Here is a 14,876-nt window from a genome sequence, read left to right on the forward strand (position 1 = left end):
CGCGGACGACTGTAGGAATGGCGGCGTGAAATCCACCGTGTACGAAGACAAAACGCAAACTAGGGCTCTTCGTCGATCGAGATCGCCTGGCGTGGGCACTGCCGGACGGCCTCGCGTACCTGGGCCTCGTTGTCGGCAGTCACATCTTCCTGCAGAACGTGCAGATAATCTTCGTCGTCGAGATCGAACACCTCGGGGATGACACCCATGCAAACGCCGTTGCTTTCGCACAGGCCGAAATCGACATGGATCTTCTTGCTCATGATCGCAACACCTTCACGGGGACATGGGAATACCCGGCGACGTTCTGCATGTGTACCCGCTGCAGACCATCCCACTTCACCTCGTACCGTGGCATGAAATCGAGCAACTTCTCCAGGGCGATCGCGCTCTCCATCCGGGCGAGTGCCGCTCCCAGACAACTGTGAATTCCGTAGCCCAGCCCCAGATTCTGAGCTTCGGTGCGGTTGCGGTCGATGTCGAAGGCATCGGCATTCGTAAACGCTTCGGGGTCTCGGTTGGCCGCCGCACTGATCAGGAATACGGGCTTGCCCGCCGGAATCGTGCCGCTGGGCACATGCGCCTCTTTGAGCGTGTAGCGGACGTTGTACTGCACCGGACCCTCGTAGCGCAGAAGTTCCTCGACCGCCGCCGGAACTTTGTCGCGATCGTCGAGCAGCTTCTGCCACTGCTCGGGGTGGCGCGCGAACAACACCATCGCGGTGCCGACGAGCTTGGTGACGGTCTCGGCGCCCGCGCCGCCGAGCAACGTGGCGAACCCGGTGATCTCGATGTCGTCGAGGCGGCGCATCTGCCCGTCCTCGCCGGGGATCTCGGCGGCGATGAGGCGACTGATCATGTCGTCCTGCGGGTTCTCGCGCCGCTTCTGCACCAGGGAGTAGTAGTAGATGCCGGTGTCGATGTTGGCCTGCATTCCCGCTTCGGAGTAGCCGATCTGGCCCGGCTCGCGCGACAGGCTCGTGTCGATCCAGTGCCGGACCTGCTGACGATATTCGGGGTCGACACCGGCCATCCGGGTGATCACCTCGACCGGGAACGGGCCGGAGAAATCCTGCACGATGTCGAACTCGTCGGAATCGATCTGGCCGAGGTAGTGGTCGATCTGTTCGACGATGGTGTCCTTCTGAGCCTGAACGGCGCGTGGCGTGAAGGCCTTGTTGAGCAGGCTGCGCATGTGCCGATGGTCGGGTGGGTCCATGAAGATGATCGACTTCTGCGGGGGCTCGTCTCCCTGGACCATCGCCAGATCGCAGCCGCGTGACGACGAAAAGGCCTCATGGTCCTTCAACGCGGCCGCGACGTCCTCGTGACGGGTGAGGGCGTAGAAGTCCTGCTCCGCGCTGTAGTACAGCGGGGTCTCCTCGCGCATCTGCCGGTAGATGTCGAAGGGGTTGTTGAAGTAGTCCTCCGAGAAAGGATCGAAGATCACCTGAGGCTTGGTCATGGGCTCCTCCTCCACGGCGGGCTGTGCCGGAAGCGCACTGAGAGGCGTTACGGGAAACTGCTGAACTGTAACGGTAACAGTAATCCCTTTGGGAGTCGTTGAAAAGCACGAAATAGGTGTTGATCTGCGTTACTTCAGCGCCGCGCTGACCGTCGCGTCGAGCACGCCGAGATCGGTGCCCAGTTCAGCCGCTGTCTTGCGAACGACAGCCACGTCCTTGCCGATGAACTCGCCGACCCTCGTGATGAACGCGTCGGCCGATCCCGTGGCGGCGATACCGCTGAGCGCGCGGCTGCCCGCGCTGCCGTGGACGAGGGCTGTCAGCAGCGTGGACTCCGCGATGCCGAGCTCACTGCCGAGCCGCACGCCTTCGGCGACCAGACCGATCTGCGCCGCGAACAGTGTGTTGTTGACGAGCTTGACCCGCTGGCCCGCACCGACCGGTCCAACGTGCAGAATCGGATTGGCGTATGCGCACACTGCCGGCTTGGCGCGTGCGACCGCATCGTCGGTTCCACCCATGAACACCGTCACCGTTCCGGCGGCGATGTCGTGGGGACCTCCGCTGACCGGCGCGTCGACGACGGCGACGTCGTGCTCGGCTGCCCGGCGCGCGATCTCCTCGGCTGTGCGCGGACTCCCCGTGGTGTGCAGCACGACGACCGATCCGGGCGACATGGCGCCGATCAGGTCGTCATCGAGGCAGATCGTACGTACCTGCTGGTCGGTGAACACACACACGATCGCGACGTCGGCGTCCCGTCCGGCGTCGGCCGGGACGGCCACCGGATGCGCACCCAGTTCGACTGCCGCGGCGCGTTTGTCGTCGGTCCGGGTCACCGCGTGCACGTCGTGGCCGGCCGCGACGAGGCGCTGCACCATCGGGGAGCCCATCCGGCCGACCCCGATGAAACCGATGCGCATCAGCGCGGGTGGTTCATGAGGGCCAGCGCCGCGTCGGCCGCGTCGAACACGGCGCCATGGGGCGCCGACGCGGTATCGGCCAGACTCGCCGCATGCCGGCAGTCCTTCTGCAACAACGCACCAGCGATCGGCGCGAGATTGTCCAGTGTGCCGCCGAACATCGCGATGCTGTTGAGCGCCTTGCTGGTGGCCGAGCCCCGCGTGATCACCTCGCACAGTGCTGTGCGTGGAACACCAAGGGCCTCACCGAGTTCCAGTGCGCTCATCGCCGCGCCCAGATTGGCGCTGAAGAGCAGATTGTTGAGTATCTTGGCGACCTGGCCTGCGCCAACGCCGCCCAGATGCACGATCGGGTCGGCGTAGGTGGCGAACACCGGGCGGACCCGTTCGACCACTTCGGCCTCACCGCCGACCATCACGAGCAGCGTGCCCGCCGTGGCCGCGGGTTCGCCACCGCTGACCGGGGCGTCGATCACCGAAACGCCCTGCGCGGCTGCCTGTTCGGCGAGCTCGGCGCAGGTGTCGGGATGCACGGTGGAGTGAATGGCGATGATGCCGCCCGGTGCCAGGCCGGCCAGGACACCGTTCTCGCCGCCGAGAACCTGCTTGACGTCGTCATCGCCGACAACGCACAGGCACACGAGGTCGCTGGCCGCGGCCAGTTCGGCAGGGGAGCCGGCCACTTTGGCCGCGGTGTCGGCGAATGGTTCGACCGAGGCCGGACGGCGCGCCCACAGCGTGGTTTCGTAGCCGCCCTCGACGATCCGCCGGGCCATCGGCGCTCCCTGGCTGCCCAATCCGATAAATCCGACTCGCATCAACCTGCCTCCACTTCCACTTCAGTTTTTCCGGCGCCACCGGCGCGGTGAGCCACCACGCAGTCGTCGGCAAACGACAAGACCGCGTGGTGATACGCGGGAGCGGTCAGCCCCACGCTGAGGTTGTGACCGCTGTCGGCGACCTCGCCGACAGCGACCCGCGGCGCGGCGCGAAACAGCGCGGCGATGTCGGCGAGCGCGTCGGCGTCGGACTCCCAGACGCTTTCGTGATCGCCCGCCAGGAATTGCACCGGCACCGTGACTTGCGCCGCAAGCTCCGGAAGGTCGCGGGATGCCCACGTTTTGACGACATCGGCCTCGTACCGCGTGCCGCCGGCAGACAATCCGTTGCCCAGCACATCACCGGGGTACAGGCGCTCCGGTTGCCACAGCAGGTCGCGCAGGCCGCGCGGACGGTGGTCGATCGAGGCGTTCTTCAGGATGTCGCGAGCCCCGGTCTGGTACCGGAGTCCCGTGCCGGCCAGCGAGATCCCGAGCACAGCCGGTTCGGCACGCAGCGCCATCCGCACCGCCAGTTCGCACCCCATCGAATGGCCGAGCAGAAACACCGGGCCCGGGCCCGCGATGCGCTCGACCGCGCCGAAAGCCAGTGCGACCCGCTGATCGGGGTGCGCCATCGCGTCGGGATATGCCGCCGATGCGCCGTAGCCGGGGCGATCCAGCGCGACCACGGTGAAACCGCGCTCTACCGCTGTCCGCAGCAATGACAGCTCGGGATGGCCGGGGCAGTCGAAATAGGCCGACGTGGTGGCGCCGCCGTGCAGTGCGACGACGATGGCGCGCGGGTCGGCCGCCTCGGCCACCGATGCCGACATCGGCACGCCGTCGACCATGACGACTCTGGGATGCGGGGCGCTCCTCGCCATGGTCAGTCGTCCGTCCGCAGCAGCAGCACGCCGCTTGGCGTCAGGCCGCCCGAACTTGCCACGGCCACTTTGGCGTTCGCGACCTGGCGGTCACCTGCCTCGCCGCGCAATTGTGTGACGGCCTCGTGGATCAGACCCATGCCGTGTGTGCGGCCGTGAGACAACTGGCCGCCGTGGGTGTTGAGCGGGATGATGCCGTCGCGGGCGATGTTGTGGCCGCTTTCGAGGAAGTCCTTGGCCTCGCCGATGCCGCAGAACCCAAGGCCTTCGAGCCAGGACAGGCAGTTGAAGGTGAAGCCGTCGTACAGCTCGGCCACGTCGACGTCATTGGGCCGCAACGATGTTCGCGACCACAGATGCGCGCTCTGCCCCAGCACCTGCGGTTCGTGCGTCAGCGTGGTCTGGTCCCAGTCGAGTCGTTCGATGATCTGGGTGCCGACGGCCTCGAACCGGATGGGCGGCTTGGCCAGATCGCGCGCGGCGTCTATGGCCGAGACGATCACAGCCACCGCGCCGTCGCATGGCACGTCGCAGTCGTACAGGCCGAACGGCGTCGTGATCGTACGGGCCGAGAGGTAGTCGTCCATCGTCATCGGATCGCGGTAGATCGCGGTGGGGTTCAGCGCGGCGTTGGCCCGCTGGTTGAGCGCGATCCAGCCGAGCGTTTCGCGGGTCGTGCCGTACCGGTCGAAGTGCCTGCCCGCGTTCTGGGCCAACGTGTGTGCGGCCGAGGTGGCGCCGTACGGGTGCTGCCAGCTATTGGTCCGGCCACCCATGGGCGGTGACATCTTGCCTTCCTTGACCAGCTGCCCGAACGTCGCCTCCCACAGCGTGCGGAAGCACAGAACGTGCCGGGCCATACCGGTGGCCACGGCCATCATCGCGGCGATGACCGAGCCGCCGGGGCCGAATGTGTCCATGCCGCCGTTGATCCACGTCGGCCGCAGCCCGAGCGCGCCCTCCAGCGCGCTGACGCCGCCCTCACCCATGCCGGCCACGTCGAGTCCCGGGTAGGTGGAAAGTCCGTCGATGTCGTCGAAGGTCAGGCCCGCGTCGGCAACCGCCTTCGCGGCGGCCTCGATGGTCAGCGACAGCGGCGGGACCATCAGCCTGCGGCCGATCGTCGACATTCCGATGCCCGTGATCGCGGAGTGGTCCTCGAACTTCTTCTCGGTCAGCATCGGCCGGACGTACTTGCCGATGTCCTGTGGCGCGATCTCGTCGACCGGCGGCGGAACCGGGGTGGTGTCCGCGGACGGTTTGAACACTGGCAGCCAGACGTCTTCGATGTGCTGGAAGTCGACTTCCACCGGCTGCCCGAGCTCCAGGGTTTCGGGGTCGCAGTCGACGATGTTGGTGGTCAACCGGACTCGCGGATCCTCGGCTACAGCCACCTCGGCGACCACATACGGCGGCGGGAGATCGGGAAATCCGAACCGGTGGTTGATCGTGAACCCGGCCAACGAACCGCGGCCCGACACCTCGCGCACACCCAGGTCGCGACTGCGACAGTAGCGGCACACCGGCTGCGGTGGATGAATGAGCGCGTTACAGGCGTGGCACTCCTGCAGGCGCAGCACGCCGTCGGCGCCCGCGGTCCAGTAGTACTCGTTCAGCGCGGTGACCGACGGGAGCGGACGCCCGGGTATCTGTGCCAAGTCGACCTATCCCTTCTCGCCGGCGGGGCGCCGCCGCTTCTCTTTCAGCTCGATGATCGCGTGCACCGGGCAATCCAGTAACGCGCGCTTGACGGCGTCCTCGTCGTCCGCAGGCACCGCGCCGGTGCCCTCCAGCGACGCATACCCCCAGTCGTCGAGCGGGAAGTACTCCGGCGCGTGCTTCGCGCACAATCCGAAGCCGTCACACATCGTGCGGTCGAGCTTGACCTTCATACCGCCATCACCGCCTCCAGTCGCTCCACCTCGTACGGTCGCGCCGCGGTAAATGCTCCGGAACGGCAAGCGTGGCAAGCACTTTCGAGATGGCGCTGCACCGCGTCCGGGAACTGCGCCAGCAGGCTCGCCGCGACGTTCGCCGCCCCGTCGAGCGTCGCGCAGGCTCCGCGGCCGCGCAGCACAACCGACCACCGGCGCAGCCGCGCCACATCGTCTTCGGTGGCCTCGCCGCCCCGCAGTGCCGTTGCGACCGCGGCCATGGCCGCCGTGCCGTTGAAGCACGAGCCGCACTGGCTTGCGTTCTCGCGGTCGAAGTAGGCCAGCACGGCAGCCGCGACCGCCACCGGGCAGTCGTCGGTGAGAATGCTGATGGCGCCGCAGCCCAGGCCGCTGCCGAGCCCGCGGACGGTCTCGTGGTCGAGGGTCGCACCGAGGATGTCGCGATTGAGCAACCCGGCGAAGTATCCGCCCATGAGCGCGCCGGAGACCTTGTCGGGTGAGACGCCGTGCAGGGTCAGAAGATCGGCGAACGCCACGCCGTGCGGCAGTTCGTAGAGCGCGGGGGCGCGTCCGGCGCCGCTGATGGTGGCGAGGAAGGTACCCGGGGAATCGCCGGTTCCCACTGACCGGAATTCCGCGGCACCATGCCGGTGAAGATAGGCCAGGTGGGCCAGCGTCTCGACGTTGCTGATCAACGTGGGCAGGCCGTCGACGCCTTCTTCGAACGGCCGCGGAGGTTTGTCGGTGGGTTTGGCCGGTCCGCCGTTCACGACGTGCACGGCGGCGGTCTCCTCGCCTGCGACGTAACCGGGCGCGACCGTGACCAGTTCGACCGCGGTGGAACCCATTTCGTCGTGGAGTTCGGCGATGGCCTGCTGGACGCTACGCGCGGCCGCCGCGTCGGACACGTACACCACAGCGCGATCGGCACCGACGATCTGGGCTGCCAGCCGTAAGCCATCCAGAATCGAGTGCGGGCGGTTCCGCAGGAGCCACCGGTCCTTGACCGACGCGGGCTCACCCTCCTCACCGTTGGCGATCACCACCGTCCCGGCCGCGTCGCGGCCGTTGTCTCGCACCGTGCGCAGCTTCACCGCGAGGGGGAACGCCGCACCGCCCCGTCCGAGGAGTCCGCTGGCAGCGACGGTTTCGAGAAGCCCACTCGGATCGTGAAGGCCGGCATAACCTCCCGCCGACGTGTAGTCGGCGAGGGTCTCGGCCTCGGCGCGCAGCAGTCGCGGCGTCAAACCGGGCCAGGCGGCCACCGTCAGATCGGTCGTCATGGTCATATCCCGTCCCCGGCTAGGCTTACCGGCATGAGAACTGCGGTGGTGCGAGTCGGAGTGGACCCGGCGGGTGAGCTCGGGCCGCAACAGCTAGCCGACGGCATGGCAGCGCTCCGAGAACTGCTTGTCGAGCACGGCGCCGATGTTCTGGACAACCAGCTTGCCGGCCTCCCCGCGCACCGGCGCGAAGTGGAGGTCCTCATCGCCGGAGACGATGCGCAGCAGTTGCAGGCCCTCGTGATGGGATTGTGCACCAAGGCTTTCGGGACGGTGCCGACGGCTGGCGTGGTGACATTCGTCAGCCGGGGCACCGATGACGATGCGCACGGGGTGCTCGCCGGATTCGGGTTGACCGGCGAGATCGCCCGATCGGTCGACCAGGACGGCTGGGACGTGGTGTCGGTCACGTTGCGCAAAGCCGATCTGGAACGCATCCCGGAAAGCCGCATCCACACCGCGCTCGAAGCCTCGCTCAACTGCGAGGTGCACATCCGGACGGTCTGAGCCCGTCACGACTTCAGGAATTCCAGGATCGCGGGCGCGGCCTGCACCCACGTGTCGAACATGTTGAACCGCTTGACCTTCCCCGATGCCCGAGCTTCACCGGCCCGCTCCCAGGCGTCCTCTGGCCACGGTGGGTCGATCAGCTTCGAGCCTTTGATCAGGCAGCTCACCTCCAGCGAGGTGCGCTTGGGATGATCGAGGTCGTTCTCGCCGCCGCGGATGATCAACGTCGGAACCTTGATGTTGTCGAACATCTCGTCTTCGACGCCGGGGATGGTCTGACCCGGTTTCGGCACGAAGGCATTGAGCCAGCGGAGCATCAGTTTGAGGAACTCGTCGGAATCCTGGGCCATGATCCGGTCGCGGTTGGCCGGGTTCTCGGCGATTCGTTCCTTCCACTCATCTATGTGCGCAACGGCTTTCATGCCCGCGCCGCGGACAGCGAGGATGCTCGGCACGATGTAGTAGGAGCCCAGGACGAACGAGCCGTACACCCCGCCGACGATGTTCCACACGACGAGCTTCGTCACGATCTCGGGATAGAGCATCGTCGTCAGCATCGAGTCCCGAGCGCCGCCGGAGCCGCCCGCGATGATGCACGGTCCGATACCGAGTTTCGAGATCAGTGTGTACAGCGTCTCGGCCCGCATGTGGGATTCGCTCTGGCCGTAGAACTGCACGTCGGACTTGCCGCAGTTGGGGCGGTCCCACAGCAGCACCCGATAGCCGCCTTTGACAAGCGCCTGCGCCAGCGGCCGCAGCCCGGGAATGTCCTTGCTGAACCGGCCACCCGGGGTCAGCGCGATGAAGTCACCCTCTTTGCCGAGAATCTCGTAGACGACGTTCCCGCCGTTGATCTCAATCGACTTCTCGCCCCGCTTGAGGTCCGGGGTGCCAAGGATCGTCGCCGTATCGCTCATGCCATCACCAACACTTCATCGCCCACGACCCGCACCGGGTAAGTGCGGATGCTCCATTCCGGCTTGACCGCGGTGGTGCCGGTCGCCAACTCGAAACCCCATTGATGCCAGGGGCAGTAGATGTACTCCATGTCGCGCACCATGACCGCATCACCCGGTGCGGTCTCGTCGACGACGGTGCGTCCCCGAGCCCGGCCCGCGCACAACGGACCGCCCTCGTGCGGGCAGTAGTTCGCGATGGCGTAAAACGTGCCGTTGACGTTGTACACGCCGACACCGTGGCGGCCGATGGGCACCAGCTTGTGTGTGCCGGGCGGGATTTCGTCGACGGTGGCGACGACGTGCTCGCGTCCCTGTGCGAGCCTGGGCGGTTTCTGCTCGGTCAATTTCAGAACACCCGCACCTGGCCCTCGAGGACCGGAACGGTCTCGGGCAGCTTGTAGGTCTCAATCCCGTTGCGGAACATGATGGCCTCGCGGGCGTGTTCGGGGAGATGTTTGACGAGCCAGCGCGGATCGTCGAATGTCCAGTGCGGGTAGTCGCTGCTGTAGAGCAGAATCTTCTCGCACTCCATCCATTCGAAGGCCCGCGACAGTTCGGTCTTGTCCTGGGGATAGTCGAGGGGCTGGGTGGTGAATTTGATGTGGTCCTTGACGTATTCGGACGGCTTGCGCTTGATGTCCATCCAGTTCTTCCGTGACTCATAGATGGCATCCATGCGCCACATCAGGGGCAGGATCCAGGTGAACGCGTGCTCGACGAACACGATCCGCAGCGCCGGGAACCGGTCGAACACGCCGTCGAAGATCAGGCTCATCACCTGATTGGCCGCCAACAGCGAATAGGTGACCATGAAATCGTGGTTGTAACTCGGTAGCCCCACCGGCGGAATCGGCAGTGTTTCGTACTCGCCGCGCGAGAGGTGACAGCTGACGGTGATGTCGTGCTTGGTTGCCGCGGCCCAGATCGGGTCGTATTTCGGATCGCCCCAGGATGGGCGCGGTTCGGCCTTCATGAGAACCTGCGCCATATAGGGATGTTCGGCCCACTTCTCAATCTCGGCCACCGCGGTGTGTGGCTCCTCGATCGCGACACAGATCGAACCCCGCCACCGCTCATGCCAGTTGTTGTGGCTGTCCAGCCAGTGGTTGGCCAGCCACTGGTTGATCGCGGTGCAGTACGCCGCGGTGGCCTCTCCCAGCCTGGCTTCGGAGTGGGTGGGCTCCAGGATCGCGATGTCCGAGCCGGCCTCCATGACGAGCTGGCGCAGGGCCATATCCGGGTCACTGCAGGCGAATTCGCCGTCCGGCGGGAAAGCGTCGACACGCATTGCGTAGGCGTGCGCGTAATCCGGTGCGTCGTAATAGATCTGTTCGCCGACGGGGTGGCTGCGGAAGTACTTGCTGCGCCAGGGTTCGGGGATGTACTCGAGCAGTTCGCCACGCTTGGGCATGGGGTGGACGTCGGAGTCGACGCACCGCACCGCGATCCGCTCGGCCGCAGGCACCCGTGGGTTCGCCGTTATGGACATCTGTGTAGCCTCTCTCGGTTGCCGTTACCGCGCCGCAAAGGCGGACGACGTGATCGCGCTTTCGAGCCCATACAGCTGAGCCGCATTGCGCCACAACAACTTGTCGCGTTGTTCGGTGGTGAATGCGGCCGGTACGCGGGGTTCGTTGAGCTGCCAGTGCGGGTAGCTCGACCCGAACATCACCATGTCTTCCTTGCCGGTGAACCCGAACCACTCGCCGGCGAACTCGACATCGCCGGGCCCGTCGAGCGCGCCTTGCACGAAGTAGACGTGCCCGGGCAGGTAATCGCTCGGCATTTTCGGCGCCCACGGCGTTTGCTCAAGGTGGGGACGGCCGAAGCAGTCCATGCGCCACATGAACGGAGTCAGCAGATCGGCGGCGCCGTCGGCCCACACGAATTTGAGCGTCGGTGTCCGTTCGAATACGCCCTCGGCGATCATGTTCATCAGGTGGTAGAGGTAGTTGAGCGCCATGAACCCGAGGTACTGCTCGTAGGTCCGCGTCTTGCCCGACGGCGTCGGCGCGAACTGGATTCCCGCACCGCCCTCGATGTGGACGGCCACCGGCAGGCCGGCTTGTGCCGCGGCCTCCCACAGCGGCCAGAACTGCGGCTTGCCATACAGCTCACGCGACTGCATGGGCACGCCGATCTGCACCACGCGGGGATGGTCCTCGTACTTGTCGATCTCGCGCAGCGCACCGGTGATGTCGTCGGGGTTGACGCGGATGGTGCCGCGGAACTTCTCGCCGTGCACGTCGTGTTCGAGCCAGCGCGTCACCATCATGTCGTTGTGCGCCGCGGCCAGCGCCGTGCCCAGATGACGGTCGGGCATGATGCCGCGCGTCATCGGGTGAAGGATCGCGATGTCGACGCCGCGGTCGTCGAACAGATGCTGAGCCGCCAGATTCGGGTCCGATCCGGGGTACTGGCGGTCCGGTCCTTTGGTGCCCTTGGCGTACTCGCCGCCGGGCGCGCCGTACCAGTTCATCTCGTAGTCGGGAAAACCGCGGCTGGCGAACGGTTCTCGCAGGAAGTTCTGCCGCAAGTCCTTGTTGGACCCGAAGAAGATGTGCACGCTGGTGTCGATGACGGGGGATTGGGTTCCGTCGCTGTGCTGGATCACCAGGGCTGCCTCCAATGACGGTGTGCCGACGACACCGGATCTCTTTGCAGTTTAGATCGATATTCTTCAATAGCAAGAACATAGTTCTCAGCCAAGCCGACGGTTCCGTCGCAGGTGAAGGCTACTGCTGATCAGCTGCATAGCGTCGGCCCAGGGAGAACCGATGTTTGCCTAGTGAGAACGACAGATCGCCAAAAGAGAATGTTATTCTCATCGCGACGCGACAGTGCAGCAGGAGGCGGCGGGTGCTACTCGAATTTGATGCCGATCAGCGGCTATGGCAGGAGACCGTGCGCGATGCGGTCACCAAGCAGTGCCCGGCCACGCTGGTCCGCGAAGTTGCCGAACAGGACGTCGATCCGACGCCCCTGTGGAAGAGCTACATCGACCAGGGCTGGACGGAACTGACCGATCCGGAGAACGCGGTAGAGCTGGCCATCGTCCTGGAAGAACTCGGGCGGGCCACCGATCTGACGCCGTATCTCGCGACGATGACGCAGTTCGCGCCCCTGGCCGGGGACCGGTTCGACGTCGCACATGCTGGCACCGCCGTCTACGGCGGGGTGACCGCAAACCGCGACGCCACCGGCTGGGTACTGACCGGCACCGCCCACCACGTTCTCGACGGTGACCGCGCCGAGACGCTTGCGGTCGTCACCGACGCCGGCGTGTTCCTGATCGACGCGGGCAAGGCCGTCGTCCGGCGCAGTCCGATCTTCGATCCGGTCCTGCATGTCGCCGAGGTGTCGTTCGACGATGTGCACGTGCCGGACACCGACCGAGTGCACGCCGACACCGAAAAGGCTCGGCATCTGGCGCTGACGGGTATGGCGGTGACGACCGTCGGCGCCTGCCAGCGGGTCCTCGACCTCGCGCTGGAGCACGTCAAACAACGTCAGCAGTTCGGCGTGGCGATCGGTTCGTTCCAGGCCGTGCAGCACAAGGCCGTTGACATGCACGTCGCGATCGAACGTGCCCGCGCGCTGTCCTACTTCGCCGCGCTGACCATCGCCGCCGACGATCCACGGCGTCGGCTGGCTTCGGCGATGGCCAAGGCCGCGGCAGGGGAGTGTCAGGCAATCGTGTTCCGCCACGGTCTACAGCTGTTCGGGGCCATGGGATTCACGTGGGAGAACGACGTGCAGTTCGCGTTGAAGCGGGCCAAGGCGGGCGAACTGTTGCTGGGCGGCGCCGCCGAACACCGCGCGGTGATCGCCGCCGAGTACCGCACGAGCTACAGGGGACTGTAAATGCAGCTGACATTCGATTCCGACGTCGAGCAGTTCCGCGCCGAGTTCGCGGCATTCCTCGATGCCAACCTGCCCTCCGAGGCTCAGACGCTGGAACGGCCCCGGTCGGTGTCGCACATGCCGCAGTGGGCGCGCGACTGGCAGCGGCTGCTGTTCGACAACGGCTGGCTGCTGCCGGCCCAACCCCCCGAGTTCGGTGGGCGTAATGCCTCGGTCGTGCAGACTTTCGTCCACCTCGATGAGCTGTGCCGACGACGTATCTACCACAGCTTCAACCCTCAGGGCGTCAATATCATTGCGGCGTCGCTACTTACGTTCGGATCTGACGAGCAGAAGCACCGCTGGGCCGTGCCGGTCCTGCGCGGTGAACAGACGGCCTCACTGGGCATGAGTGAGCCGAGCGCGGGTTCGGACCTGGCGTCGCTGCGGACCCGCGCGGTACTCGATGGCGATCATTTCGTCGTCAACGGACAAAAGGTGTGGACTTCGGGTGCGCACGACGCGGACTTCCTGCTGACCTTCGTCCGTACCGACCCGGATGCACCGAAACACAAGGGGATCAGCGTGCTGATTATCCCGACCGACACGCCGGGTGTGGTGTGCCGGCCGTTCGCCGACATAACCGGTCAGGAGAACCTCGACTTCAACGAGGTCTTCTTCACCGATGCCAGGGTGCCCGCCGAAAACCTTGTCGGGCCGCTGAACGGCGGCTGGGGCGTGGCCAACGGATCGCTCGGCCACGAGCGCACCATGATGTGGCTCGGCTTCGCCGACCGCATCGACAACATGCTCGCCGATTTCGAGCCGCGTACCGAGCTCGAGCGCGACCAGTACGCCACGACGATCATGGACTACCAGGCGTTGCGGGCCATGGGTTCGGCCGCACTGGCGAAGGCGTCGCGTGGGGAGATGGACACCGCGTCGGTGTCGGTGCTGAAGCTGTTCGGCTCCGAGGCTGAGCGCAACGCGTTCGAAAACGCCTTGACCGCAGCCGGTCCCGACGGGTTAATCCATCCGTCGACGACCGGCCCGTACGAACACATGAACCTCGACCACTATTTCGCGAGCTGGTTCGAGCGTTACGCCCGCAGCTTCGGCGGCACGATCGCCGGTGGCACGTCGGAGATTCAGCGCAACATCATCGCGACGCAGGTGCTAGGCCTGCCGCGCCGCTGACTTTCGCTCCATTGTCACGCTGGAGTGGCTCTCGACGCCGCCAGCCACTCCAGCGTGACAACGGGGCGTGACGAGAGTGCCACGCAGTCGGCTCGTGACCCGGAACAAAACTTAGGTTACTGTCGGCGTGATGTTCACGCTGCGGTTCGACATGCGAGCTCCCGGCGGACCTGCCACCACTGGTGACCTGTATGCCGCGGCGATCGAGATGTGCGCATGGGCTGAGACGCGTGGTGCCGTACTGGCGGTGCTGTCAGAGCACCACGGTACTGCCGACGGACACCTTGCCGCCCCACACATCCTCGCCTCCGCCATCGCGGCCCGCACCGACGATCTGCGCATTCTCCTTGCGGCAGTTCCGATCCCGTTCTGGGACCCGGTTCGCCTGGCCGAGGAGATCTGTGCCCTCGACATCATCAGCCGGGGCCGGATCTCGTACGCATTCGGCGTCGGCCACCGGGCCGAGGAGTACGAACATTTCGGGCTCGATATGCGGGCGCGGGGGAAGCTGGCCGACGAGCGGCTGTCACTGCTGCTGCAGCTGCTCGCCGGCGAAACCGTCGACTACGACAGCAGGCGGATCTGCGTTTCGCCGGCTTGCGCGGCGCGTCCGTACCTGCTTGTCGCCGGGGGTAGCCGCGCGGCCGCACGGCGGGCTGCTCGACACGGGCTCGGGCTCATCTCGCAGACCTCCGCACCTGGGTTGAAGGAATTCTACGAATCCGAATGCCGGGCCAATGGCCACGAACCTGGTTTGGCGCAATTTCCCGTTGCGGGCTCGCCCACTGCGGTGTTCGTCGCCGCCAACGTAGACCGGGCCTGGGATGAGTTGGGCGCCTACCTGCTTCACGACGCGATCACCGCGGCGTCGTATCGCCACGGCGATGACACGGTCGCCAGCATCTCCCGCGCCGATACTGTCGCGGCACTGCGACAGACGGGCGGACCGTATCGCATCCTGACGATCGACGAGGCAGCCGACTACATCAGCGCCGGAATGCCGTTGCCCCTGCACCCGCTGTGCGGCGGAATACCTCCCGAGACTGCGTGGCCCTATCTGGAACGGGCCGTCATGGCCGCCGAACGTGTGTGAGG

At 65.9% G+C, this 14,876-nt stretch carries 16 protein-coding genes; 4 read left to right on the plus strand and 12 right to left on the minus strand.

What is annotated here, in order from left to right; genetic code table 11:
• Nucleotides 1–59: 59 nt before the first annotated feature.
• The 8 genes from ACRCUN_RS24650 to ACRCUN_RS24685 form a co-directional block, all read right to left on the minus strand.
• Nucleotides 60–263 carry a ferredoxin gene (locus ACRCUN_RS24650; protein WP_462144248.1) on the minus strand — a complete coding sequence of 68 codons (204 nt, stop codon included), beginning with the start codon at nt 261–263 and terminating at the stop codon, nt 60–62.
• Nucleotides 260–1,465 carry a cytochrome P450 gene (locus ACRCUN_RS24655; protein ID WP_462144249.1) on the minus strand — a complete coding sequence of 402 codons (1,206 nt, stop codon included), beginning with the start codon at nt 1,463–1,465 and terminating at the stop codon, nt 260–262. Before ACRCUN_RS24655 ends, ACRCUN_RS24650 begins: the two co-directional genes overlap by 4 nt.
• Before the next feature lie 129 nt (nt 1,466–1,594).
• On the minus strand, nt 1,595–2,389 hold the full coding sequence (locus tag ACRCUN_RS24660; protein ID WP_462144250.1) for an NAD(P)-dependent oxidoreductase: 795 nt from the start codon (nt 2,387–2,389) through the stop codon (nt 1,595–1,597).
• Entirely contained in the window at nt 2,389–3,207 is an 819-nt protein-coding gene (locus ACRCUN_RS24665) for an NAD(P)-dependent oxidoreductase (RefSeq protein ID WP_462144251.1), read from the minus strand. Before ACRCUN_RS24665 ends, ACRCUN_RS24660 begins: the two co-directional genes overlap by 1 nt.
• Complete coding sequence (locus ACRCUN_RS24670) at nt 3,207–4,094, minus strand: alpha/beta fold hydrolase (protein WP_462144252.1); 888 nt, start codon at nt 4,092–4,094, stop codon at nt 3,207–3,209. The genes ACRCUN_RS24665 and ACRCUN_RS24670 overlap by 1 nt, the downstream gene beginning before the upstream one ends.
• 2 nt (nt 4,095–4,096) lie before the next feature.
• Nucleotides 4,097–5,752, minus strand: coding sequence for a thiolase C-terminal domain-containing protein (locus ACRCUN_RS24675; protein ID WP_462144253.1), 1,656 nt, complete (start codon nt 5,750–5,752; stop codon nt 4,097–4,099).
• Between the two features lie 6 nt (nt 5,753–5,758).
• Complete coding sequence (locus tag ACRCUN_RS24680; protein WP_462144254.1) at nt 5,759–5,986, minus strand: ferredoxin; 228 nt, start codon at nt 5,984–5,986, stop codon at nt 5,759–5,761.
• Nucleotides 5,983–7,278, minus strand: a complete 1,296-nt coding sequence (locus tag ACRCUN_RS24685; protein ID WP_462144255.1) for an NADH-ubiquinone oxidoreductase-F iron-sulfur binding region domain-containing protein — start codon at nt 7,276–7,278, stop codon at nt 5,983–5,985. Before ACRCUN_RS24685 ends, ACRCUN_RS24680 begins: the two co-directional genes overlap by 4 nt.
• Nucleotides 7,279–7,305: 27 nt before the next feature.
• Between ACRCUN_RS24685 and ACRCUN_RS24690 the strand changes: the two genes are divergently transcribed.
• Complete coding sequence (locus ACRCUN_RS24690) at nt 7,306–7,779, plus strand: hypothetical protein (protein WP_462144256.1); 474 nt, start codon at nt 7,306–7,308, stop codon at nt 7,777–7,779.
• A gap of 5 nt (nt 7,780–7,784) precedes the next feature.
• Here ACRCUN_RS24690 and ACRCUN_RS24695 read toward each other — a convergent pair whose 3' ends face one another.
• Genes ACRCUN_RS24695 through ACRCUN_RS24710 form a run of 4 tightly spaced genes read right to left on the minus strand, consistent with a single transcriptional unit; the run spans nt 7,785 to nt 11,358 of the window.
• Complete coding sequence (locus tag ACRCUN_RS24695) at nt 7,785–8,699, minus strand: alpha/beta fold hydrolase (protein WP_462144257.1); 915 nt, start codon at nt 8,697–8,699, stop codon at nt 7,785–7,787.
• A complete protein-coding gene (locus ACRCUN_RS24700; RefSeq protein WP_462144258.1) occupies nt 8,696–9,085 on the minus strand; it encodes a Rieske (2Fe-2S) protein in 390 nt (129 codons plus the stop codon). The genes ACRCUN_RS24695 and ACRCUN_RS24700 overlap by 4 nt, the downstream gene beginning before the upstream one ends.
• Nucleotides 9,086–9,087: 2 nt before the next feature.
• Nucleotides 9,088–10,230 carry an amidohydrolase family protein gene (locus tag ACRCUN_RS24705; RefSeq protein ID WP_462144259.1) on the minus strand — a complete coding sequence of 381 codons (1,143 nt, stop codon included), beginning with the start codon at nt 10,228–10,230 and terminating at the stop codon, nt 9,088–9,090.
• A 24-nt stretch (nt 10,231–10,254) separates the two neighbouring features.
• A complete protein-coding gene (locus ACRCUN_RS24710; protein ID WP_462144368.1) occupies nt 10,255–11,358 on the minus strand; it encodes an amidohydrolase family protein in 1,104 nt (367 codons plus the stop codon).
• A 242-nt stretch (nt 11,359–11,600) separates the two neighbouring features.
• Between ACRCUN_RS24710 and ACRCUN_RS24715 the strand changes: the two genes are divergently transcribed.
• From ACRCUN_RS24715 to ACRCUN_RS24725, 3 genes are all read left to right on the plus strand, one after another.
• Nucleotides 11,601–12,605, plus strand: a complete 1,005-nt coding sequence (locus ACRCUN_RS24715; protein WP_462144260.1) for an acyl-CoA dehydrogenase family protein — start codon at nt 11,601–11,603, stop codon at nt 12,603–12,605.
• On the plus strand, nt 12,606–13,781 hold the full coding sequence (locus ACRCUN_RS24720; protein WP_462144261.1) for an acyl-CoA dehydrogenase family protein: 1,176 nt from the start codon (nt 12,606–12,608) through the stop codon (nt 13,779–13,781). It abuts the gene before it with no gap.
• Nucleotides 13,782–13,911: 130 nt separating this feature from the next.
• Nucleotides 13,912–14,874, plus strand: a complete 963-nt coding sequence (locus ACRCUN_RS24725) for an LLM class flavin-dependent oxidoreductase (protein WP_462144262.1) — start codon at nt 13,912–13,914, stop codon at nt 14,872–14,874.
• Nucleotides 14,875–14,876 lie beyond the last annotated feature (2 nt).

Source organism: Mycobacterium venezuelense (genome assembly GCF_054919535.1).

Bases quoted from the DNA above. Each gene is read 5' to 3' on its own strand.
- ACRCUN_RS24650 (WP_462144248.1), bottom strand. From the start codon at position 263: ATGAGCAAGAAGATCCATGTCGATTTCGGCCTGTGCGAAAGCAACGGC.
- ACRCUN_RS24655 (WP_462144249.1), bottom strand. From the start codon at position 1,465: ATGACCAAGCCTCAGGTGATCTTCGATCCTTTCTCGGAGGACTACTTC.
- ACRCUN_RS24660 (WP_462144250.1), bottom strand. From the start codon at position 2,389: ATGCGCATCGGTTTCATCGGGGTCGGCCGGATGGGCTCCCCGATGGTG.
- ACRCUN_RS24665 (WP_462144251.1), bottom strand. From the start codon at position 3,207: ATGCGAGTCGGATTTATCGGATTGGGCAGCCAGGGAGCGCCGATGGCC.
- ACRCUN_RS24670 (WP_462144252.1), bottom strand. From the start codon at position 4,094: ATGGCGAGGAGCGCCCCGCATCCCAGAGTCGTCATGGTCGACGGCGTG.
- ACRCUN_RS24680 (WP_462144254.1), bottom strand. From the start codon at position 5,986: ATGAAGGTCAAGCTCGACCGCACGATGTGTGACGGCTTCGGATTGTGC.
- ACRCUN_RS24685 (WP_462144255.1), bottom strand. From the start codon at position 7,278: ATGACCATGACGACCGATCTGACGGTGGCCGCCTGGCCCGGTTTGACG.
- ACRCUN_RS24690 (WP_462144256.1), top strand. From the start codon at position 7,306: ATGAGAACTGCGGTGGTGCGAGTCGGAGTGGACCCGGCGGGTGAGCTC.
- ACRCUN_RS24695 (WP_462144257.1), bottom strand. From the start codon at position 8,699: ATGAGCGATACGGCGACGATCCTTGGCACCCCGGACCTCAAGCGGGGC.
- ACRCUN_RS24705 (WP_462144259.1), bottom strand. From the start codon at position 10,230: ATGTCCATAACGGCGAACCCACGGGTGCCTGCGGCCGAGCGGATCGCG.
- ACRCUN_RS24720 (WP_462144261.1), top strand. From the start codon at position 12,606: ATGCAGCTGACATTCGATTCCGACGTCGAGCAGTTCCGCGCCGAGTTC.
- ACRCUN_RS24725 (WP_462144262.1), top strand. From the start codon at position 13,912: ATGTTCACGCTGCGGTTCGACATGCGAGCTCCCGGCGGACCTGCCACC.